Below are 21,445 nucleotides of genomic sequence, written 5' to 3' on the forward strand. Positions count from 1 at the left end.
ACCGGAGGTGAGGGCTACGTTACGGCTACGTGCACTGGTCGCCGTCCCCGGTACCGGGCCGGTGACCCTCGACGTCCCCGCCGGCACGACGACGGCGCTTGTGGGGGCACCTGCGGTCGGCACCGCGGTGGCCCGGGTGCTTGTCGGGCTCGCCGCACCGGTCACCGGGCGGATCATGGTCGGCGTCCGGGACGTGACGGCGCTGCCGCCGCCGCGTCGGCAGATCGGCTACGTGCCGGCCGGCGGCGCGCTGCTGCCGCAGCTCACCGTCCGCCGCAACATCGAGTACGGCCAGCGCAAACGCGAGCGGGTGCACGAGGTGGCCGACGACTGGACGTCCACTGTGGTGGACCGGCTGGAGCTTGCCCCGACGCTCGGACTGCTACCGCACCTGCTCTCCGACGCCCAACGGTTCCGGGTGGCGCTGGCCCGCGCGGCGGTGTGCCTGCCCGAGGTCCTCGTGGTCGACCTGCCCACCGAGCCGGCCGGCGGCAGCCGCCTCGGCGACCTGCTGCCACGACTGTCCCCGCCGGACGCGCCCGGAGTGGCGGTGCTGGTGTGCACGGCCGACCCGGCCGCCCTTGCCGAGATCCCCCGGCGGCACGAGCTGGTCACCGAGGCCGACGGGGCGCCCCGGTGACGCCGGGCGGCCGGACCACCCGGCGTACCCTGCTGCGCGCCGCCACTGTCGGCGCGGCCGCTACCGTCGCCGGCTGCGCCGGAAGCACCCGTTCGGTGCAGGTGGCGGTGGTGTGGAGCGGCGGCGAACTGGACCGCTTCCGGCAGGTCGTGAAGGGCTACGGCCCTTCGGTACACGTGGTCAGCGCCGGCAATGACATCGACGCGTTCCTGCGCGCCCGGCATCTCGCCGGCACCGCACCGGACGTGGCGATCCTGCCGCGTCCCGGCCTGGTCACCGAGTACGCCGCCCGGGGATGGCTGCGGCCCGTGCTCCCGTCCGACGAGTACGCGGTGCCCGCCGGGCTGAACGATCTGCTGAGGACCGGCGGACACCGCTACGGCGTGTGGGTGAAGGCGGCGCACAAGTCCCTCATCTGGCACCTGCCTTCGGTGCTGCCCGACCCGCCGACCAGTTGGGACGAGCTGGTCGCGCTGACCCGCCGGCTCGGCACGCTCGCCGTGCGGGGGGACGGCCCGGCGCCGCTGGCGATCGGCGCGGCCGACGGCTGGGTGCTCACCGACTGGTTCGAGAACGTGCTGGCCGACCTGGCGCCCGCCGCGTACGACGCCCTGGCCGGGCCGGACGCCGACTGGCGGGGCCGGCCGGTGCGCGACGCCCTGGACCGGCTCGCCGAGCTGTGGAGCATCGACGGCGCGTTCGTCGGAGGCGGCCGTCGCGCCCTGCTCACCCAGTACGAGGAGTCGGTGATCCAGGTGGTGCGCTCCCGCCGTGCGGTAATGGTCTTCGAGGCCGACTTCACGGCCGAGGTGGGCAGCAGGTTCCGCAGCGGCTCCGAGGAGGCGGCCGCCTTCCGGTTCCCCAGCGCCGAAAGCGGCGGCCCGCTGATCGTCGGCGGGGACGCGGCTGTCGTGTTCGCCGACGCCCGGGGCGGGGTCGAGCTGGTCGAGTGGCTGACCAGGGCCGACTCGTTCCACCCCTGGCTTCATGCCGGCGGCTACCTGTCACCGAACACCACGATCCCGCTGGCCGACTACACGAATCCGGTCCGCCGCCGGTTCGCCGCCGAGATGCGCGATCCGGGCACGCTGCGGTTCGACCTCTCCGACCAGCTGCGCGGGGCGTTCACCGGCTCCGACGGCGTGGGCATCTGGCGGATCATGCAGGACTTCTTCGCCGACGTCACAGGTGGCGTACGCGCCGCCGAGGCGGTCCGGCGTGCCACCGGGCAGCTCGCCGCGGCGGCCCGCAGCGCGGGAGGTGGCCGATGAGCGAGACCCAGGTGCTCGGCGAGTTCGCGGTGCTCGACGACGTCGGCCCACCGCGCCGTGGCCGCGTGTACCCGGCGGCCGGAGCGACGTCCGCGCTGCTGTTGCCGGCCGCGCTGCTGCTCGGCGGGCTGTTGCTGTGGCCGGTGCTGCGCACCCTGCACGCCAGTGTCACGACAGACGGCCGCTGGGTCGGCGCGGAGCACTTCCGCACCGCCCTCGCCGCGCCGGGCACCGGCGCCGTGGTCGGACGGACAGTGCTGTGGGCGGTGCTGGTGCCGGCGGTGGTGACGGCGCTTGGTTACCTGCTCGCCGTCGCATCACGTCGCTCCCAGGAGGGCGGGCTCGTCCGGCTGATCCTGCTCGTGCCGGTAGCGCTGCCGCTCGTCGTCACCGGCGTGACGTTCCGGCTGATGTACGACCCCGACCCGGGCCGTGGCCTGGCCACCCTGGTCGCGGCACGGCTGACCGGCCGGTCCGCCGAGGACGTCCCCCAACTGCTCGGGCCGCGCCTGGTCACTGTGGCGCTGATGTCGGCGTTCGTCTGGGCCTGGGTGGGGTTGGCGGTGCTGGTCTTCCGAGCCGCACTGGACCGGGTGCCGCCGAGCCTGGCCGACGCGGTACGCGCCTACGGCGGCGGTCGCCGGCACGTCCTGTGGGACGCGCAGTGGAGGCCGCTGCTGCTGCGTACCGTCGCTGTGGTTTTCGCGCTTGTGGCGCTCGGCACCAGCCGGACCTTCGACCTGATCCTGGTCATGACGCCCGGGTCGGTGCGCGACGACGCGGCGGTGCTGGCGCTGCGGGTCTGGCAGACCTCCGGTGGCACCACCACCGGGCCGGGCGCCGCGCTCGGCGTCGTCTGGCTGGTGGCGGTCGTCGCCGGCATGCTGGTGGCCGCTCTCTTCGTCCGTCAGGCGTGGCCGCCGCCGCGCGTCGAGGCCGGCTCGGAGCCCGCCGCGCTGGCACCGCCACGACGGCTGTTCCGGCTGCTCGCCGCGGCCGCCGCGGTGGTGTGGCTGATACCGCTCGTCGTGCTCGTCGCCACCTCGGCACACGGGCAGGTGGACGCGGCGGCGCGCGGCTGGTGGTCGACGCCACCCGGTGCGGGCTCCTATCACGCCCTGCTGACCAGCGGTGAGCTGTGGCGAACGCTGGGCTTCACGCTGCTGCTTGCCACAGTGGTGACCGCCACGGTGCTGGTCATCGCGCTGCTGGCCGCGTACCCGCTGGCCTGGCTGACCGGGCCTGCCGCGCAGGCGACCGGCCTGCTGCTGATGGCCGCGACCATCGTGCCGGTGCAGGTGATCGCCGGCCCGGTCAACGAGGTGCTGGGCGTGGTCCTGTCCTCGGGGACCGCCCGAGGGTTGGCTCTTGTGCACGTGGCGCTGGGCGTGCCGTTCGCGGTGCTGGTGCTGCGCAACGCGTTCGCCGACCTGCCCGCCGAGCAGGTGCGCGGCGCCCGGCTGGGCGGTCGACGGTGGTGGGGCGCGCTGCGCCGGCTGGGCCGGCACAACCTGCCCGCCGTTGTCGCCGTCTCCGTTCTGGAGTTCGTCCAGGTTTGGAACGACCTGGTGGTTGGGTTGCTGTTCAGCGGGCCGGAGGCCACGCCGCTGGGGTTGTTCCTGGCCGGGCAGACCCGAGGCTTCGTGTCCAACAGCGGCGTCTTGGCCGCCGGGTCGGTGCTCGCCTCGGTGCTCCCGGTGGTGCTGATGGTGCTCGCCCGGCGGCAACTCGTCGCCGGCCTGGTCTCCGGCGGTGTCCGGTGACCAGGCCCGGCGGCGCTGGTCGAGGGCCGCGCTGGCCGGTGCTCATCGCGGTCGGCACGCTTGTCAGCGGGGTGCTCGGCAACCTCGCCAGCAATCTGCTGTCCGAGCTGGCCGCCAGCGTGCTCGGCCCGGCGAGCATCGCGCTTGCCGTCAGCGGCGCGGCCGGCTTCGTGGTGTTCGAGATGCGCCGACGCCGGGCCGTGCGCGAGACCGGCCCGGAACCCACCGACGTCGTCACCGCACCCGTCACCGACGTGCCGACGCTGCCGTATCCGGCCGGGTTCACGGGCCGCGACGAGCACGTCCAGACGGTGCTCGGCCTGCTCGCCCACGAACACGCGGTGGCGGTGCTGGGCCGCCGGGCTGTGGGCACCTCCGCCTGCGCCGTCCAAGTGGCGAACCTGTGCCGGGACGACTACCCGGACGGCCAGTACCACCTCGACCTGCGTCGGGGCGGTCGGCCCCGCACCGCCCGCCAGGTGCTCACCGCGCTGGCGGGTGTCCTGGGCACCGCGCCGCCCGCCTCGGGCCGGCCGGACGCCCTCGCGGCCGCCGCCGCAGCGCTACGCCGCAGGCTCGACGGCCGCAAGATCCTGCTGGTGCTGGACAACGTCGACAGTCCCGAACAGGTACGGCCGCTGCTGCCACCCACCGCCCGCACCTGCCGGCTGTTGTTCGCCGGTGGGCCCGCGCTCAGCGGGCTCAGCGGGGTGGTCGCACACTGGATCGCCGAGCCGGGCCCGGACGAGGCGGTCGAGCTGTTCGCGGCGGCCGGCAGTGCCGCGCCCGCCGCCCGGGCCCGCCGCGCCGACCCGCGCACCGATCCGGCGGTACGCGACATCGTCGACCTGTGCGGCAGGCAGCCCCGCACGATCCGCGCGCTGGGCTACCGCACCGCGCAGCACGGCTGGCGGCACTCGGACGTGCTCGACGCGCTGCGACGCGCGGTGCACACCCCGCCGCACCAGCGGGTCGCCGTGTCGCCGGCAGCCCAACTGGTCACCGAACGCGACATCGCGTACCGGGCGTTGACCCGCGAGGCCCGCCGCCTGTACAGGCTGATGTCGCTGACCCCCGCCCCGGTGGACCGGCCGACCATCACCGCGCTGGCCGCCCGGCACCCCGACCGGGTGACCGCGCTGCTGGACCAGCTCGCGGCCGCCGCGTTCGTGGTCGGCGCACCCGGTGACCGGTACGAGATCCGGCCGCTGCTCGCCGCGAACGCCCGGCTGCACCTGCGCGCCGCCGAACCGTCCCGGACCCGTGTCGCCGCGCAGGCCCGGCTGACCCGGCACCTGGCCCGTCGGGCCGAGCGGCACGCGGCCAACCTGGCCGTGCTCGGCTCACCGCCGGACCGGGAGTGGTCACTGCCGCTGGACGACGACCCGTACGGCTGGTTCGACCTGCACCAGGAGCTGCTGCTGGCGGTGGTACGGGTGCCGGCCGGCGCGGCCGAGACGCTGCCCCGTCGGGTACGCCGCTGGTGGTTCCGGCTGGCCGTGGCGCTGTGCGGATGGCTCGCGCACGTGGAACGGCTCGACGAGTGGGAGCAGGTCTGCCGTACCGTGCTGGCCACCCCGACCGCCGACGACCGGCCGGAGATCGCCGGGTGGGCGCACAACGAGCTGGGCGTGCTGCGTCGACGCCGACACGACCCGCAGGGCGCCGCCGCCGCGCTCACCCTCGCGGTTGCCGAACGGGGTCGGCGCGGCACCGCCCAGGCCCGGATGAACCTCGGTCTGGCCCTGCTCGACCTGGGGCAGCTCGACGACGCGGTGGAGCACCTGGAGCTGTCCCGCCGGCACCGCTCCTCGGCGGACCGGGCCGGGCACGCCCTCACCGACCTGGGTCTCGGCGCGGCCCAGCTGGCGCGGGGCGAGCTGGACACCGCCCACCACCACCTCGTGCGTGCGGCCAACACGTTCCGGTCGGTGGGTGACGCGCGCGGCTACGCGGCGGCCCTGACCAACCTCGTGCTCGTGCACGCCACACTCGGCGAGCACCTGGACGCCGCGCAGGCGTGGCGGGCGGCGCTGCGCGAGTACGAGTCGGTGAACGATCCGACCAGCCGGGCAGCGGCATTGCTCAACGCCGGGGCGACGCTGTTGACAAGCGCACCGGGGCAGGCGCGGGCGGCATACGAGTTGCTTGCCGAGAGCCGGCGGCTGCGTGAGGCCGGCCGGCCGACCCCGGGGCTGGCCCGGACCCTGCTCTACCTGGGCGACGCCGCCGACTCGCTGGGTGACCGCGCGGAGGCGCGGCGGCACTGGGTGGACGCGGCATCGGTGGCCGAGGAGGTCCACGACGAGCCGGTGCTGGCCGCCGCCGACACCCGGCTGGACGACTCCGACGCCGTGCGGGACGCCTCCGACGCCGTGCCGGGTGACTCCGACGCCGTGTTCGGCGACACGTGACCGCCGCCGACGGGCGACTCACCGCCGACGGCACGGTCTGGGAGAGTGTGTGACCGTGGATGCGCTCACGGTACGGGGACTCAGTCGCAACTTCGGCAACCTGGTGGTGCTCGACGACGTGAGCTTCGCGCTGCCGGCGGGCCGGATCGCTGTGGTGCTGGGCCCCAACGGCAGCGGCAAGACCACCCTGCTGCGTTGCGTGGTGGGCGCCGACCGGCCGGACGCCGGTGAGGTGCTGGTGCAGGGCCGCCGGGCCGACGAGACCGATCCGCAGGTACGGGCGCTGGTGGCCGCCGCCCTGGACGACATCGACTTCTTTCCCGACCTGTCAGTGGTCGAGCACCTGGAACTTGTCGCGTACGCGCACGGGGGCAACGCCGAGCCGGTCGAGGAGGTGCTCGTCGAGCTGGGCCTGGAGCCGGCCCGCGACCAACTGCCGGTGACCCTGTCCAGCGGGCAGCGCCGCCGGCTGGCCCTGGCGTCCTGCTTCGTACGCCCCCGTCGGGTGCTGATCCTTGACGAGCCGGAGCAGCGGCTGGACGTGCGTGGCCGGCAGTGGCTGGCGCAGCGGCTGCGCCGGGAGCGGGACGCCGGCACCGCAGTGCTGCTGGCCTCGCACGACCCGGAGTTGATCGACGCGGTGGTCGACGAGCGGATCGAGATCGGCCGGTGACCGCACCACCTGCCACGATCGCCGACGCGCCGGTCGAGGTGCCCAGCGCCCGTCAGGTGCGTACGCGCCTGCGTCTGGCCCGCCGTCGTCACCACGAGCACTCGCTCGGCGACGTGCTTGGCGACGCGTACGTCATGGTGCTGTTCGTGGGCATGTACGGCTGGTTCGCGATCAGCGCCAGCCGCGACATGCTGGCCTCCCCCACCGTCGGCCGGGCCGATCCGGGGGTGCGGTGGTGGCTGGCGGTGGCGGCGCTGCTGGCCGGCGCCGGGCTGGCCTGGCGGGGTCTGCGGGCGCTCGGCCCGCTGCTTGTCACGCCGGCCACGCAGAGCTGGGTGACAAGCGCCCCTGTCGACCGGCGGGCCTGGCTGGCGCCCCGCCTCGGTGTCCTGCTGGTGGGCGCGGCGACCGGCACGGCGCTGCTCGGCGTGGCAGTGGCGGTGCTGGGCGGCGTCACCGAGCCGGGCGCCCTGGGCTGGGCGGCAGGCGCCGGCGCCGGGTGGGGCGCTGCCGCGCTGGCCCTGAGCGTCGTCGCCCAGGGTGACCGGGCGGGCCGGCGGTGGCCGACGCTCGTCGGCGTGGTGCCGATGGTGGCGGCTGGCGTCGTCACGGCCGTGGTGGTGCTCGCCGGTCGACTCGGCAACGGGCTGCCCCAGCCGGCGACGCTGCCGACGGCCGCGCTGGTCGCCGTGGGGGTGCCGCTCGCTGTCGCCGGCACGCTCTTCGCGGTCCGCGCGCTGCCCCGGGTGGACAGGGCCACGCTGACCACCGGCGCGCAGTTCGCCAATGCCGCCGCCACGGCGACGATCCTGCTCGACCCGAGCATGCTCACCAGCCTGATGGAGAGCCGCCGGTGGCGTCGCATCGGCCGGGTGCGCAGCAGCCGGATCCGGCCCGGGCCGAGCTGGTGGGCGCTGTTGCAGGTCGACGTACGTCGGTTGCGCCGTCACCCCAGCGCCGTGCTGATCTGGGCTGCGCTCGTCGGCGTCCAGTACGCTGCCGCGCTCGCCCTGCCCGGGCTGGCCGGCGCGGCGCAGGTCGTGTTCGCCTACCTCGCCACCGACCGGCTCACCGGGGGCCTGCGGTCGATCAGCCGGTCGCCGGGGTTGCGCCGGGCGCTCGGCGGAAGCGACAACCTGCTGCGTGGAATCCACGTGGTGGTGCCGGCGATCGGTGCGGGCCTGTGGTGGCTGCTGACCCTGCCGACCGTCGAGGCCGGGCCGCCCTGGCTGGCGCCGACGTTGGCGCTCGGCGTGGTGGCCGCCGCCTGGCGGGCTGGCACCCGACCGCCGATCAACTACGGCGGCGCGACTGTCAACACGCCGTTCGGGATGGTCCCGGTGGACCTGCTGCGCCAGGGGTCACGTGGGCCGGCGTTGCTGGCCGTGCTGGTGCTCGTGCAACTGTTCCTGGGCTGACCAGCCCTGCCGACGTGCGGGCCGGTGTCGGCGTTTCAGCTGGTGGCGCGGGTCAGATCGCGCAGCGCGGCGGCGACCTGCGTGACGCCGTTCTCGATCTCGGTAGTCGTGCGGGCCGCGTAACCGAGGACCAGACCCGGCCGGTACGGGCGCTGACAGTGCCAGGTCAGAGGTTGCACCTTCACGCCGCGCGCCAGCGTCGCCGCCGCCAGGTCGGTGTCCGCCACGGCGCCCGGCACGGTGATCATCAGGTGCAGCCCGGCCGCGGCACCGTGCGCGGTGGCACCCGGCAGGTGCCGGGCGACGGCGGCGATCATCGCGTCCCGGCGGCGGATGTGCCGGCGGCGCAGCAGCCGCAGGTGCCGATCCAGCGCGCCGGAGGTCATCAGCTCCGCCAGCACCAGTTGCGGCAGCACCGCGTTGCCCAGATCGGCGTTGCGTTTCGCGGCCACCACGGCCTCGCGCCAGCGGGACGGCACGAGCAGCCAGCCGACCCGCAGCGCCGGGGCGAGCAGTTTGGACACGCTGCCGGTGTAGCAGACCTGCTCGGGCACCAGCCCGTGCAGCGCCGGCACCGGTGGACGGTCGTAGCGGTGCTCGGCGTCGTAGTCGTCCTCGATGACCACACCGCCGGCCCGCGCCCACTCGACGAGCCGCCGGCGGCGGTCACCGTCGAGCACCACGCCGGTCGGGAACTGGTGCGCGGGGGTGAGCAGCACCGCCGGTACGCCGCTTGCGGCCAGTTCGTCGACGCGCAGTCCGGCGTCGTCCACGGCGATCGGCGGGGTGGCCATCCGCCAGTTGTTCAGATGCTGGCGTACTCCGAGTGAACCCGGGTCCTCGACGGCGATCCGGTCGATGCCGGCCGGACCGAACGCCTGGGCGAGCAGCCCGAGCGACTGGGACACACCAGCCACGATGATCACGTCGGAGGGGTCGACGGCGATGCCGCGGCTGCGGGCCAGCCGGGCGGCCACAGCCTGCCGCAGCACGGGCGCGCCGCGCGGGTCGCCGTAGCCGAGGTCGGCCGCGGCCAGGCGACGCAGCACGGTCCGTTCGGCGCGCAGCCAGTCCGCGCGGGGAAAGGCCGTCAGGTCGGGTACGCCGGGTGTCAGGTCGATGGTCGCGCGGGCCGCGCGTACCGCGTCGAAGATGTCGCTGCCCGGAGCCGGCGGGAAGAGCGCCGCAGGTGCCGGCGCGGCGGTCGGGGCGGGTGCCGGCGGGGCCGGCGCGGCGGGACCGCCGACCACCACGGTGCCGGCCCGTCCCCGGCCGCTGAGGTGGCCCTCCTCGGTGAGCCGCTGGTACGCCTCGGTGACCACACCCCGGGAGACGCCGAGGTCGGCGGCGAGCACGCGGGTGGCGGGAAGCCTGTCGCCGACCGGAATCCGCCCCTCGGCGATGGCCTGCCGCAGCCGCGCGGCAAGCCAGTCGGCGAGGCCGCCGGGCGGCGCGTCGGCGATGGTCAGGTGCAGAAAATCCGACCCGGCCGATATGGACCCCTCGGACGCGTTCGGTTTGGCCCTGCTCATCGGTCCATCGTGGCAGCAGAGTGGGCAGGAGACCGCCCGCCCACCGCGCCGGAGGACAACCGTGACAATCCCGTTCCTGATCACCACGCTTGTCGTGGTGGTGACCCCGGGCACCGGGGTGTTCTTCACCCTCTCCGCCGGGCTGTCGCGAGGCGCCCGAGCCGGGGTGCTGGCGGCGTTCGCCTGCACGCTGGGCGTCGTGCCGCACCTGCTGGCGGCGATGACAGGGCTTGCCGCGCTGATGCAGGCGAGCGCGACAGCGTTCGAGGTGGTCCGGTACCTCGGCGTCGGCTACCTGCTCTACCTGGCCTGGTCGACGGTGCGCGACCGCAGCGCCTTCACGGCCGGCGGCGATCAACCGGCCCGCTCGGCGACCCGGGTGATCGTCTCCGGTGTCCTGGTGAACCTCCTCAACCCCAAGCCGACGCTGTTCTTCGTGGCGTTCCTCCCGCAGTTCGTGGACACCACCGCCCCGGGCTCGACCCGGGCGATGCTCGTCTGCGGCGCGGTGTTCATGCTGCTCACCTTCGCGGTGTTCAGCGGCTACGGCATCTTCGCGGCGCGCGTACGGGACCGGGTGCTCACCCGCCCCCGCGTCACCGACTGGCTGCGCCGATCCGTCGCCGGCACGTTCGTCGCGCTCGGCGTGACACTCGCCCTCACCGAACGATAGGAGTCCCGTGCAGTTCGAACACTCGGCGCACCTGCGCGCCGCACACCCCGACCTGGTGGCCGGCGTGGTGCAGGCGACCGGGATCACCGCCACCGCCGACGTGCGGCAGCGCGCCGCCGGCCACCTGGCCCGCGCCCGGGAGCGCCTGGCCGGCGGCCCGGAGAGCACATTCGGTGAGAACCAGGCGTGGCGGCGGGCGTACACCGCCATGGGGTTGCGACCCACGCAGTACCGGTGTGCCTCCGAGGCTCTGCTGCGACGGCTACGCCTGGACGGCGAACTGCCCCGGCTGCACCCGCTTGTGGATCTCTGCAACGCCGTCTCGGCCGCGTACGCCATCCCGGTCGCCGTGCTGGACCTGGACCGGGTCGACGGCGACCTGACAGTCCGGCCCGCGCACGGCGACGAGGATTACCTCACCTTCGCCGGAGACATCGAACATCCCGACCCCGGCGAGGTGACCTATGTCGACGCCGCCGGACGGGCCCACGCGCGGCGGTGGGTCAACCGGCAGAGCGGCCTGTCCGCCGTACGGGCTGACACGTCGTCAGTGCTGATCGTGGCCGAAGCGCTGCACGCGGACGCCGAACGGGACGTGACAGGGCTGGTCGCCGCGCTGGTGGCGGACCTGACCGACGGCTGGGGCCCACCGGTGGCGTCGGCCGTGCTTACCGCCGCGACACCCCGGTTCACCGTACGGGCGGCAGGCGTCCCCGGTGAGGAGGTGGCGCCGGCGACGAGGTGACTGTGGTCGCCCCGACAGCGGGCACCCGGCGCGTCGGTCGTGAACCGGACAGCGAGCGGCAAAGCCGGCACGTATCCTCCGCATTCCGGTGATCGTGGCCACGACGGAGGAGGACCGGATGCCCGGGTGGGCTGACCGGGGCGGCCGGCAACGACGCGCCTTCGTCGTCGGCGGAGTGCTGCTGACGGTCGCCGCCGTGATGCTGCTCGCCGCCTGGCGCAGCACCGGCTTCCTCAGCGACCTGCTGCTCAACCTCGGCTCCAGCGTGGTGCTCGCGGCCATCTCGTACGTCATCTTCGACCCGCTGTTCGAGGAGGCCCGCAGGGCGCGGGTGCAGGAGCATCTCAGCTTCGACCAACGCGCCTTCGTGACGCGGCTGCACCGCTCCGGCCGCCGGGTGCGGATCCTCGACACCTGGACGATCCTGCTGGAACGTACGCACCGGGACGAGACCCTGGGCGCGGTACGGGCGGCGCTTGCCAACGGCGCGCAGGTGCAGTTGCTCCTGCTCGACCCGGACTGCACCGCCGCGCAGCAACGCTCCGAGGAGTTGGAGCGGCAGCGGGTGGACGTGCCACGCCAGATCCGCACCAACCTGCGCCACCTGGCGGCCTTCCAGAGCACCCTGGACCCCGCGCTGCGGCACCGGCTCCAGGTGCGGCTCTATGACGCGTCCCCGTCGATCCAGCTCTACCAGTGGGACGGGCGGGCGCTGATCTCGTTCTTCCCCATCGGGAAGCTCTCGTTCAACGTGCCCCAGCTGGAAGTCGACATGGACAGCCCGTGGGGTGGGTTCGTGCACGCCCGGTTCGAGGAACTGTGGGAGCACGAGCAGGCCACCGTGAACCTGGAGCGATACTGGTCGGTCACCGTCACCCTGCGCCACGACGGCTCCGACGTGGTCGAGGTGCCGGTGCCCTACGTGACTGTGGACGGGCAGCACTACGTCGACTGCGGGAGCTTCCGGGTGACCGGGCCTCTGACCGTGCGGGCTGTGCTGCCGCCCCGCGCCCCGGGCGCGGCCCCGGCGGTGTTCGGGCTGGCCGAGCCCGCCGACACCGACCGCACGCCGGCCGCGACGGTGAAGCGGCACTTCGACCAGAAGTACGGGCGCGGCGACGAGCAGCGGGCGATCCGTCGGCTGGTGCCACCGCCGGGCGGGCCGCGTACCCCGGTGCCCCGCTCCACGGCGGCCGGCGACGCGCACGGACGGTGACCCCCCGACCGGCCCGGTCGGGTGCCCCGCGAAACAATGGTGACCCCCGGCGCTCCCAGCGCCCGAGCACCCGGAGGCCGTCTCGTGCAGCCCGACCCCGCACCGTCGCCCGGGTCGGCGCAGCTGCGCGCCGACTGCGGACGTTGCTTCGGGTTGTGCTGCGTGGTGCCCGCCTTCGCCGCGTCGGCGGACTTCGCCATCGACAAGCCGGCCGGGCGACCCTGCCCCAATCTGCGGCCGGACCACCGCTGCGGCATCCACACGCAGTTGCGGGAGCGGGGGTTTCCAGGCTGCACGGTGTTCGACTGTTTCGGCGCCGGGCAGCAGGTCGCCCAGGTCACCTTCGGCGGACGGGACTGGCGTGACGCGCCGGACACCCTGCCGGCGATGGCCGAGGCGTTCACGGTGCTGCGACCCCTGCACGAGCTGCTCTGGTATCTCGCCGAGGCGCTGACGCTGCACCCGCCGGCCGGCCTGCGCGTCGAGTTGGAACGCGCCCGCGCCGACACCGCAGCACTCACCGCCGCCGACCTGGCCCGGCTACGCACCGTGGACGTCGCCGCGCACCGCGACCGCATCAATCCGCTGCTGTCCCGGGCCGGCGACGCTGCGCGTTCCCCGGGAGGCGCCGACCACCGGGGCGCCCCGCTGATCGGGGCGGACCTGCGCCGGGCGGACCTACGCCGGGCCAACCTGCGTGGAGCGCTGCTGATCGGCGCCGACCTGCGCGGCGTCGACCTCGGCCGGGCCGACGTCACCGGCGCGGACCTGCGAGGGGCCGACCTACGCGGCGCGGACCTGCGCGGGACGCTCTTCCTGCACCAAGCCCAACTGGACGCCGCCCGCGGCGACGCGCGCACCGGACTGCCGGCGACGCTGACCCGACCGGCGCACTGGACGGCTCTGCCCCTCACGCCGGTGCGCCGCGCCACGCCGGCCGTCACCTCGACGCGCCGCCGCCGACGCCGCTGAGCCGTCAGCACGCGCGCCCGGCGGAGTCGGCGGCGGGCAGGCGCCGAGCGGGTGAGGTTTCGGCACGATGACGCCGGGTAGCCACCGCCGACGCGCAACGGCACCGACGGGGGGCACGGCGTGGGTTTCCGAAAGCGTGACGGTGAGGAGCCGGCGGACCCGGCACATGCCGAGGACGAGGCCGGCCAGGTCCCGTTGGTGCAGGTCGAGGCGGACACCGAGGTTCCGCCACCGGACGACACCGACGTACGGCCGGACATCGTGACCGAGGACAACGGCTCGGGTATGACGGGCGGCTCGTCCGGAAGCAGCGGCGGCGGATCCAGCATGCCCGGCCATCCGGACGCGGCCCGCTGACACTCGGCGCGGCGCCGGCTCAGCGCGCGGCGCGTTTGTCGGCGGCGGGCTGGCGCGGCGCTGTGGTCAGCGGATGACCGGCGCGGCGCGATCGTCAGCGGCGGCCTGAGGCCGGCGCGATCGTCAGCGGCGGGCTGGGGCGGCGGTCCGGGCCTCGGTCATGCCCTTGTTTGCCAGTCCGTCGGCGCGCTCGTTCTCCGGGTGCCCGTTGTGCCCCTTGACCCACAGCCAGGTGACCTGGTGCCGCTCGCAGGCTGCCTCCAGCCGCTGCCACAGGTCGGCGTTCTTCACCGGCTGCTTCGCGGCGGTCAACCAGCCGTTGCGCTTCCACGACGCCAGCCAACTGGTGATGCCGTTGCGCACGTAGGTGCTGTCGGTGTGCAACTCCACGCTGACCGGGCGGTTCAGGCTCTCCAACGCCTGGATGGCGGCCATCAGCTCCATCCGGTTGTTCGTGGTCGGGGTGGCCTCGCCGCCGCACAGCTCCCGCTCGTGGTCGCCGTAGCGCAGCAGCGCACCCCAACCGCCCGGCCCGGGGTTGCCACTGCACGCCCCGTCGGTCCAGATCTGCACGCCCCTGCCGGCCACCGCGTCCACCATGGCAGGCAACCTACCGGGCGCTGACGTCGTACGCCCTGCTCGGGGGGGCGGCCACGCCGGGCCGGGGACAGCGAAAATCGAGCGCGCCGGCCCGTCCCGGTCTGCCAGAGTCGATCCCATGAACGGGACCTGGGACGGCCTGCGGGCCGAGGTGCGGCAGACGATCGACGAGCTGATCAGCAACGGGCGCGAATCCGGCGTACAGGTCGCCGCCTATCTCGACGGTGAGCCGATCCTGGAGGTGCACGTCGGCAGCGCGGACCGGGCCACCGGTCGGCCGTTGACCGCCGACACACCGATCTGGAGCGTGTCGACCGGCAAGGTCCTCACCGCGACGGTGGTGCACGTGCTGGCCGAGCGCGGTGAGCTGGACTACGACCTGCCGATCGCCGAGGTGTGGCCGGAGTTCGCCCGGCACGGCAAGGACCGCGTCACCCTGCGGCACGCGCTCACCCACACCGCGGGCGTACCCGCCCTGCCGAAGGACGTCACGCCGGAGGACTTCACCGACTGGGACCGGATGTGCGCGCTCCTGGCCGACACCGAACCGATCGCGCCACCCGGCGAGTTGAAGGCGTACCACGCGTGGACGTTCGGCTGGTTGATCGGCGAGGTGGTTCGCCGGGTCACCGGCCGGCGCGTGTCGCAGGTGCTCGCCGAGGACGTGGCCGGGCCGCTCGGGGTCGCCGACGAGCTGTATCTCGCCGTACCGGCAGGCGACCTGGACCGGCTGGCCCGGGTCGAGGACCGCAACCTGTCGGCGCTGTTCGACTTCGCGAGCGCCAACCTGCCGAACTTCGACCGGGTCGCCCCGGCCGGTGTCCGACCGGGCGCGGAGATCGGCGGTCGCGCCGACTTCCTCACCGCCGAGGTGCCGGCCACCGGCACCATGACCGCCCGCGCTGCGGCTCGGATGCTCGCCGCCCTGATCGGCGAGGTCGACGGCGTCCGGCTGATCTCGCCGGCCCGACTGCGCACCGCCACGACACCAGCCGGAGCCGGCCCGGAGTGGGTGTTCGGCCAGGAGACGACCTGGGGCCTCGGGTACGCCGTGGACGCCGACGGTTCGTTCGGTGCGGCAGGCAGCGGCGGCAGCCTCGCGTACGCGTACCCGGATCTGGGGTTGACTGTGGCGGCGACGAAGACGTTGCTCGGGGCGGGTGACGGCGACCCGATGGAGGACCTGCGGGTGCTGGTCCGCGATGCGGTGGCAGCGAGGCGCTGAGCCGACCCGGGTCAGCCGGGCGGCGTGGCCGACCCCGGCCCGACGGCGTCCGGCTCGGCCTCGAGGTGAGCGCCCGGCGCGGCGCCCACCACGGCGGCCGGGATGGGCGGCGCGGGCCGGGCGGGCCGCAGCCGGTCGCGGACGCGGTGCGCGGCGTCGCCAGCGGTCGCCGCGATCATCGGCACCAGCCGCGTGGAACTCATGATCGCGATCTCCTCGGCCGGGGTGGTCGCGCCGTCGAGGAAGCGCAGCACCCGCTCGGCGGGGTTGCGGTCAAAGAGTCGGTCGAAGAACTCGGGGCCGCCGACCCCACCCCGGTCCAGCGCGCGCAGGGCCACCGCGTCCATCCAGCGGTGCCGCCGGGGGTACGCCGCGTCGGGCACCGGCGGCCGGCCGGCGGCGAGTGCGCGGGCAACCTGGTCGGCCTGGCGGTACATGGCCGAGAACGTGAAGCCGGTGGAGGGGCGGGTGGCGCCACCTGCCGTGCCGAGGCGTACGACCCGAGGTGACGGGCGGGCCGTGAACGGGGCGTCGGTCATCGGGATCACCCCGTTCTCCACCTCGCGCACCCGCAGCCCGGTCGGATCGAGGCCGAGCAGGTCCCGGTAGCCGGCCAGCGCCGTGTCGTAGCCGGCGTCGGTGAGCAGGTCCGGCGAGAACTCGGTGTACTCGACAAGGGCGTAGCGGTCGCTGACCGGCAGCACGTAGCCGAAGGAGACGCCTCGGGTCGGCTGCGGGGCGCGGAAGTCCATGAGAACCGCCCGGCGCCTGTCGAACACCGGCCGGTCGGCCTCCAGCCACCAGCCGCGGAAGTGCTGCAACCAGGTGGTCCGCCCCGGTCGCGCCGGTGGGCGGGGGCGGGAGTCGAGCACCCAGCCGGCCCGGATGCTCCGCCCGTCACCGGCGCGCACCAGCACGCGGGTGCCGTCGTCGGTCACCGTCTCGGCGGGCGCGACGATCCTTGTGACGCCCAGGCGACGCTCGGCAGCGGCAGCGGCGTCGTAGACGGGGCCGGAGCGGAGCATCGCGTACCGCAGGGGGGCCAGGTCCAGGACGCGGCGGCGCGTCGGCGTGGCCACCTCGACATGCTGCCAGCTCGCGCTGAGCAGCGGGTCGAGGTCGTTGTCAGGGTGGCCCCAGAACGCCCAGGTGCGGTCCTGGCCGCGTCGGCGCACCGGGTCGACGACGGCGATCCGCAGGTCGCGCACGCCGTGCCGGGCCAGCGCGGCGAGCAGTAGGGACGCGGCGCCACCGCCGCCGAGCAGCGCGAGGTCGACGTCGAGGGGCGCGCGTTCGGTCACCGCCCCACGCTGCCACACGACCGGTCCGGACGCCGGTCGGGGCGACACGATTGACAGGCAACCGTGCGGTTGCCTAAGTTCATGAGCAACCGCACGGTTGCCTGTTGGAGGTCTGGTGGACGAGGCGTTCCGGGCACTTGCCGATCCGAGCCGTCGCCGGCTGCTCGACCGACTCAACGAACGCAACGGTCAGACCCTGCGGGAGTTGTGCGACGGGCTGGCCACCACCCGCCAGGCGGTCAGCAAACACCTCGCGGTGCTGGAGTCGGCCGACCTCGTCACAACAGTGCGGCGTGGCCGGGAAAAGCTGCACTACCTCAACGCCGCCCCGATCACCGCCATCGCCGACCGGTGGCTCAGCCGCTACGACCGTCAGCGGGCGGCGGCGCTCGCCGACCTGAGCAGAGCCTTGGAGCGTCAACCCATGGAGAGCCCCACGTTCGTCTACACGACGTACATCACCACCACGCCGCAGCAACTCTGGGCCGCGCTCATCGAGCCGGCCTTCACCCGACGCTACTGGGGTGGGGTGGCCCTGGTGTCGGACTGGCAGGTCGGCTCGCCGGTGCTCTGGCAGGACGCGCCGGACGCCGAACCGCGCGACCTCGGGCAACGCGTCCTCGTCGCCGAGCCGTACCGGCGCCTCTCCTACAGCTGGCACGGCTTCCAACCCGAGCACGCCGAGCACTTCGGCTGGTCCGACGCCGAGCTCGCCGCACGTCTGGACGAGCGCCGGTCGACGGTGACCTTCGAGATCACGCCGCACGGGCCGTCGGCCGTACGGCTGACAGTCATCCACGACGGCTTCTCCCCCGACAGCGAGATGCACAAGGCGATCAGTGGCCAACTCGACGGCAGCGGCGGCTGGCCCGAGCTGCTGGCCAGTCTCAAGACGCTCGTGGAGACCGGTGAACCGATGCCCGAGTCGGTCCCGGCGGACCGCGCGGGCTGAGCAACTGGTCGGCGCGGCTGCCCGGCTGGTCGGCGCGGACTGATCGGCGGCTCGGCTTGGGCTGACCGGCTGGTCGGACGTCCGGGCCTTTCCGCAGCTCTCCCCGCCTTCGGGTGGACACGTGACGGCAACGAAGATTTCTCATTTTCACCGGATCGAGGTCCCAACCCACCTAGGGTTGGGCACACCGGTGCTAGTCACGGAGTTGGCCACCCGAACGACGTCCCACGTAGTCAGCGGACGAAAAGTGAGGGAAGACGCGTATGAAGGTCTCAACAGCACTCTGCTCGGCGGCGCTCGGCGTGGGCCTCGGCACGCTCCTGCTGCCGGGCGCCGCACTGGCCGACACGGTCGTGTCACCCGCCACCACCCCGGTCGGGGGGACCGTCGTGCTCACCGCGACGACCTGCAACCCGAAGTCGGGTGACGCCATCTTCCGCGTCACCGGGCCCAACCGCGACCAGAACGTCCGATCCACCACGGCCGCCGCCGGCGGCGGACTGAGCGCCGAACTCTTCACCGCCGGATTCACACTGGGCACCTACACGGTGGCCGCGACCTGCGGCGACGGCAGCTCGGCCGGCACCGCCACGTTCGCCGTCACCCCGATCGGCGGCGCACCTGCCGGCTCCGGCGGCGACAGCCGCGACACCGGCGCCCTCGCCGCCGGAGGCACGCTGCTCGGCGCCGCCGCCGGAGGCGCGGCGCTCCTGTATCGCCGGCGCCGCCCGGTGTCCACCGTCGCCTGACCGGCGGCCCGCACCATCCCTGAGAACGGGTGCCCGTGCCGGTGACACCGGCACGGGCACCCCGACCATCCGGAGGTCAGCACGTGTGGTGGCGGCGGATCCTCCCGGCGGCGGTGACCCTGCTCGGCGTGACCGGCCTGGGCCTGGTCGCCGTCGGCCTCACCGCCGGCCCGGCCCGGCCACCACAGCCGCCGGCCGGCACTCCGACCCGGATCCACCACGCACCGGATCTGGCACCGCTGACCCGCGCCGCGCCGGTCCGGGTGCAGATTCCCGCCATCGACGTACGCGCCGAGATCATCCCCGTCGGCGCGGACGCCAGCGGGGTGCTGGAGGTGCCACCGCTGGACAGGCCCACCATTGCCGGCTGGTACCGGCACGGAGTCAGCCCCGGCGAGACCGGCAACGCCGTCCTGGTGGGGCACGTCGACTCCCCGGCCGGCCCTGCGGTCTTCTTCGACCTCGGTCGACTCCGCGCGGGCCAGGAGATCCGGGTCGTCCGCGCCGACGCACAGGTCGCCACGTTCACAGTGGACGGCGTGCACGCGTACCCCAAGGATCGCTTCCCCACCGACCTGGTCTACGGCCCCGCGGACGCAGCCGGCCTGCGCCTGATCACCTGCGGAGGCCGGTTCGACAGCACAACCGGCAACTACGAGGACAACATCGTCGTCCTGGCAACCCGCACGGCCTAACCGCCCCCGCCCCGCTTCTCCCTCCCGCTCCCGCGATCTTGCACTTTGGGTCGCCGGTATGGGGGGTTTCTCACCTATGCGGGGCAGGAAGTGCAAGATCGCGGGGAGGGGTGGGGCGGGACGCAGGACGCGGGTGGGGCAGGATTTGGGGCATGGGTTCTGCGCGGCGGCGGGCTGGGGCGACTGTGGGGCGGGTGTGCCCGTGCGGCTCTGGTCAGGCGTACGCGGACTGCTGCGCCCCCGCGCACGTCGGCGACAAGCCAGCGCCGACGGCCGAGGCGTTGATGCGCTCCCGGTTCAGCGCCTTCGCCCTCGGCGACACCGACTACCTGCTGCGGAGCTGGCACTCGTCGACCCGGCCCACGTCTCTGGAGCTTGATCCGGGGCAGCGGTGGATCCGCCTGGAGATCGTCGAGACCCAGCGGGGCGGCCTGCTCGATGCCACCGGCACTGTGACGTTCCGCGCCCACTACCGGGACGCGGGTCGGACCGGCACGCTCACCGAAACCAGCCGCTTCGTCCGCGAGGACGGCCGGTGGGTCTACCTCGACGGTGACCAACTCTGACGGCTGTCCGGAGGTCAGCGTCCCGGTCCCGTCGACCGCGGAGACGAACCGAGGTGGGCAGGCGACCGACGCTGGGTGACCAACACGAGCGCCACCACGAGGTACGCCCCGGCGGTCAGCGCGAACGCCACCGCGTTGCTCGCCACCGTGGCGAGCAGGCCGTAGCCGGCGTAGGTCACGATGATCAGCACGTCGGTGGCCATCCCGGCCAGGGACGTGACAGTGGCGCGGCTGGTGCCGGTGATCCGGGCCTGGAGCCGCGCGTCGGCCAGCACCGTCGCCAGTTGCGCGGCACCGAAGGCCACAGCGATCAGCACGAAGCCGGCCGGATGCCCGATGAGTGCGCCGCCGGCCAGCGCGACCGCGACCAGGGCCAGCAGCGCCGCGTATCCCCGCGTGCCCAGCCGCTCCCCCGCCGGGGCGAGGAGCCCGCCGACTGTCACCCCGGCCCAGAGCAGCAGAAGCAGGAGGGGTACGGCCTTCGCCCCGACGCCGGTGTCCAGAGCGAGCAGCGGAGTGAACTCGTCGAGCGCGCCCCAGTCGGCGGCGACCACGGCGACCAGCAGCACGGCAGCCCGTACCGGCGGGTGGGTGCGGACCTGCGCCACCCCGGCCCGCATCGTCTCCCACCAACCCAGGTCGTCGGCATCGTCCTGATCGGATACCGGGGCATCCGACGCCACGGTCGACGTTCGACGATGCTCCGGGAAACGGGTGGCGACGGCGGCCGCCAGCTGACAGGCGAAGACGGTGGCCACACCGACCGCCGGATATCCACCGAAGGCGAGCACCGGGCCGGCGAGCACACCGGTCACCACCACGCCCAGCACGCCGGCCGTCCGTGCCCGGCCGAGCACCCGGGCGTACCGGCCGGCGGCGCCGAGACGGTCCAGTTCGGTGAAGACGAGCGCCTCCAGCGCACCGGAGACGAGCGCACCGCCGGCGCCCCAGAGCAGAAAACCGACAGCGAACGCGGGGTACGACGGGACAAGCACCCAGAGCGCGAAGCCGGCCCCGGTCACCAGCGGGGCGAGGCACAGCAGCAGCCGACGGGACACCACGTCGGCCCACGCGCCCGACGGCACCTCGAACACGATGCCGGCGGCAGACCAGAGAACGAAGAGCGACGAAATCTGCCCCACCGACAACCCGGTGTCGGCGAAGAGCACCACGTACAGCGGGTAGAGCAGGACGAGGTCACTGAGGAACGCGTACCCGTAAAGGGTGACCGTCAGCCGGCGGACCGCCGGGTCGGGCGCGCGTGAGGCGAGTTGGGTCATGGGGCCTTCCCGTGGGAGTGGAAACGGACACCGGACGTGCGGTGCCCGTGGTGGCCCACGGGAACGGCCTGCGGCACTGGATCAATGTCGCCAGGTCATGTCGGCGATGCTAGACGCGCCGCGCGCCGCCGGCCAGCGGTTTCGGCCAGCGGTTTCGGCGTGCCGGACGGGAACGGGGCGGGATCCGCATGGATCCCGCCCCGACGTCCCTCTGCCGGTCAGCGCCTGTCGGCGCTGCTCGTGGTCAGCGCCGGTCCATCGGCGGGATGACAGTGGTGGCCTCGATGTCGTCGTTGGCACGCTGCCCGGGAACCGCACCACCGCCGACCACCTGCGTGGTGTCATCGGTCCGCCGAGGCGCCGCGGCGTCGGGCGTGCCGCCCGTGACCACCTGGGTGGTGTC

General features: G+C 74.0%; 20 protein-coding genes. 16 read left to right on the forward strand and 4 right to left on the reverse strand.

Annotation, left to right across the window (positions count from 1 at the left end; translation table 11 throughout):
• Positions 1-61 precede the first annotated feature (61 nt).
• Genes ADK66_RS16400 through ADK66_RS16425 form a run of 6 tightly spaced genes read left to right on the forward strand, consistent with a single transcriptional unit; the run spans position 62 to position 8,179 of the window.
• Positions 62-640: an ATP-binding cassette domain-containing protein gene (locus tag ADK66_RS16400; RefSeq protein WP_053656183.1), complete on the forward strand. Its 579-nt coding sequence runs from the start codon at positions 62-64 to the stop codon at positions 638-640.
• On the forward strand, positions 637-1,911 hold the full coding sequence (locus ADK66_RS16405; RefSeq protein WP_053656186.1) for an ABC transporter substrate-binding protein: 1,275 nt from the start codon (positions 637-639) through the stop codon (positions 1,909-1,911). Before ADK66_RS16400 ends, ADK66_RS16405 begins: the two co-directional genes overlap by 4 nt.
• Positions 1,908-3,674, forward strand: coding sequence for an ABC transporter permease subunit (locus ADK66_RS16410; protein ID WP_082377482.1), 1,767 nt, complete (start codon positions 1,908-1,910; stop codon positions 3,672-3,674). Before ADK66_RS16405 ends, ADK66_RS16410 begins: the two co-directional genes overlap by 4 nt.
• Entirely contained in the window at positions 3,671-6,088 is a 2,418-nt protein-coding gene (locus ADK66_RS16415) for a tetratricopeptide repeat protein (protein ID WP_157552548.1), read from the forward strand. The genes ADK66_RS16410 and ADK66_RS16415 overlap by 4 nt, the downstream gene beginning before the upstream one ends.
• A 49-nt stretch (positions 6,089-6,137) precedes the next feature.
• Positions 6,138-6,761, forward strand: coding sequence for an ABC transporter ATP-binding protein (locus ADK66_RS16420; RefSeq protein WP_053656192.1), 624 nt, complete (start codon positions 6,138-6,140; stop codon positions 6,759-6,761).
• Positions 6,758-8,179 (forward strand): DUF6297 family protein, encoded by a 1,422-nt coding sequence (locus tag ADK66_RS16425; RefSeq protein ID WP_053656194.1) that lies wholly within the window; start codon positions 6,758-6,760, stop codon positions 8,177-8,179. Before ADK66_RS16420 ends, ADK66_RS16425 begins: the two co-directional genes overlap by 4 nt.
• A 35-nt stretch (positions 8,180-8,214) precedes the next feature.
• Here ADK66_RS16425 and ADK66_RS16430 read toward each other — a convergent pair whose 3' ends face one another.
• On the reverse strand, positions 8,215-9,711 hold the full coding sequence (locus ADK66_RS16430) for a PLP-dependent aminotransferase family protein (protein ID WP_053656197.1): 1,497 nt from the start codon (positions 9,709-9,711) through the stop codon (positions 8,215-8,217).
• Positions 9,712-9,772: 61 nt separating this feature from the next.
• On the opposite strand from ADK66_RS16430, the gene ADK66_RS16435 reads away from it, so the two are divergent.
• The 5 genes from ADK66_RS16435 (at position 9,773) to ADK66_RS16455 (ending at position 13,674) form a co-directional block, all read left to right on the forward strand.
• Positions 9,773-10,384, forward strand: coding sequence for a LysE family translocator (locus ADK66_RS16435; protein WP_053656276.1), 612 nt, complete (start codon positions 9,773-9,775; stop codon positions 10,382-10,384).
• 7 nt (positions 10,385-10,391) lie between these two features.
• Positions 10,392-11,129, forward strand: coding sequence for a B3/4 domain-containing protein (locus tag ADK66_RS16440; protein WP_053656199.1), 738 nt, complete (start codon positions 10,392-10,394; stop codon positions 11,127-11,129).
• Between the two features lie 118 nt (positions 11,130-11,247).
• A complete protein-coding gene (locus ADK66_RS16445; protein ID WP_157552551.1) occupies positions 11,248-12,345 on the forward strand; it encodes a DUF5919 domain-containing protein in 1,098 nt (365 codons plus the stop codon).
• An 84-nt stretch (positions 12,346-12,429) separates the two neighbouring features.
• Complete coding sequence (locus ADK66_RS16450; protein ID WP_053656203.1) at positions 12,430-13,317, forward strand: pentapeptide repeat-containing protein; 888 nt, start codon at positions 12,430-12,432, stop codon at positions 13,315-13,317.
• A gap of 120 nt (positions 13,318-13,437) precedes the next feature.
• Positions 13,438-13,674, forward strand: a complete 237-nt coding sequence (locus ADK66_RS16455) for a hypothetical protein (RefSeq protein WP_053656205.1) — start codon at positions 13,438-13,440, stop codon at positions 13,672-13,674.
• 123 nt (positions 13,675-13,797) lie between these two features.
• Here ADK66_RS16455 and rnhA read toward each other — a convergent pair whose 3' ends face one another.
• Positions 13,798-14,274, reverse strand: coding sequence for a ribonuclease HI (rnhA, locus tag ADK66_RS16460; protein ID WP_053656207.1), 477 nt, complete (start codon positions 14,272-14,274; stop codon positions 13,798-13,800).
• Positions 14,275-14,392: 118 nt separating this feature from the next.
• On the opposite strand from rnhA, the gene ADK66_RS16465 reads away from it, so the two are divergent.
• Positions 14,393-15,499, forward strand: coding sequence for a serine hydrolase domain-containing protein (locus tag ADK66_RS16465; protein WP_053656210.1), 1,107 nt, complete (start codon positions 14,393-14,395; stop codon positions 15,497-15,499).
• 11 nt (positions 15,500-15,510) lie between these two features.
• Here ADK66_RS16465 and ADK66_RS16470 read toward each other — a convergent pair whose 3' ends face one another.
• Positions 15,511-16,818: a lycopene cyclase family protein gene (locus tag ADK66_RS16470; RefSeq protein WP_053656212.1), complete on the reverse strand. Its 1,308-nt coding sequence runs from the start codon at positions 16,816-16,818 to the stop codon at positions 15,511-15,513.
• Positions 16,819-16,915: 97 nt separating this feature from the next.
• On the opposite strand from ADK66_RS16470, the gene ADK66_RS16475 reads away from it, so the two are divergent.
• The 4 genes from ADK66_RS16475 to ADK66_RS16490 all read left to right on the forward strand — a co-directional run bounded on the left by ADK66_RS16475 (position 16,916) and on the right by ADK66_RS16490 (position 19,762).
• A complete protein-coding gene (locus ADK66_RS16475; RefSeq protein WP_053656214.1) occupies positions 16,916-17,752 on the forward strand; it encodes a metalloregulator ArsR/SmtB family transcription factor in 837 nt (278 codons plus the stop codon).
• A gap of 263 nt (positions 17,753-18,015) precedes the next feature.
• Positions 18,016-18,501 carry a hypothetical protein gene (locus ADK66_RS16480; RefSeq protein ID WP_053656216.1) on the forward strand — a complete coding sequence of 162 codons (486 nt, stop codon included), beginning with the start codon at positions 18,016-18,018 and terminating at the stop codon, positions 18,499-18,501.
• A gap of 83 nt (positions 18,502-18,584) precedes the next feature.
• Positions 18,585-19,196: a class F sortase gene (locus tag ADK66_RS16485; protein ID WP_157552554.1), complete on the forward strand. Its 612-nt coding sequence runs from the start codon at positions 18,585-18,587 to the stop codon at positions 19,194-19,196.
• Positions 19,197-19,348: 152 nt separating this feature from the next.
• Positions 19,349-19,762, forward strand: a complete 414-nt coding sequence (locus ADK66_RS16490) for a YchJ family protein (RefSeq protein WP_053656218.1) — start codon at positions 19,349-19,351, stop codon at positions 19,760-19,762.
• A gap of 14 nt (positions 19,763-19,776) precedes the next feature.
• On the opposite strand, the gene ADK66_RS16495 is transcribed toward ADK66_RS16490, so the two are convergent.
• Positions 19,777-21,042 carry an MFS transporter gene (locus ADK66_RS16495; protein WP_053656220.1) on the reverse strand — a complete coding sequence of 422 codons (1,266 nt, stop codon included), beginning with the start codon at positions 21,040-21,042 and terminating at the stop codon, positions 19,777-19,779.
• Positions 21,043-21,445 lie beyond the last annotated feature (403 nt).

Origin of the sequence: Micromonospora sp. NRRL B-16802, from assembly GCF_001279555.1 — a bacterium.
Taxonomy (GTDB): Bacteria; Actinomycetota; Actinomycetes; order Mycobacteriales; family Micromonosporaceae; genus Micromonospora; species Micromonospora profundi.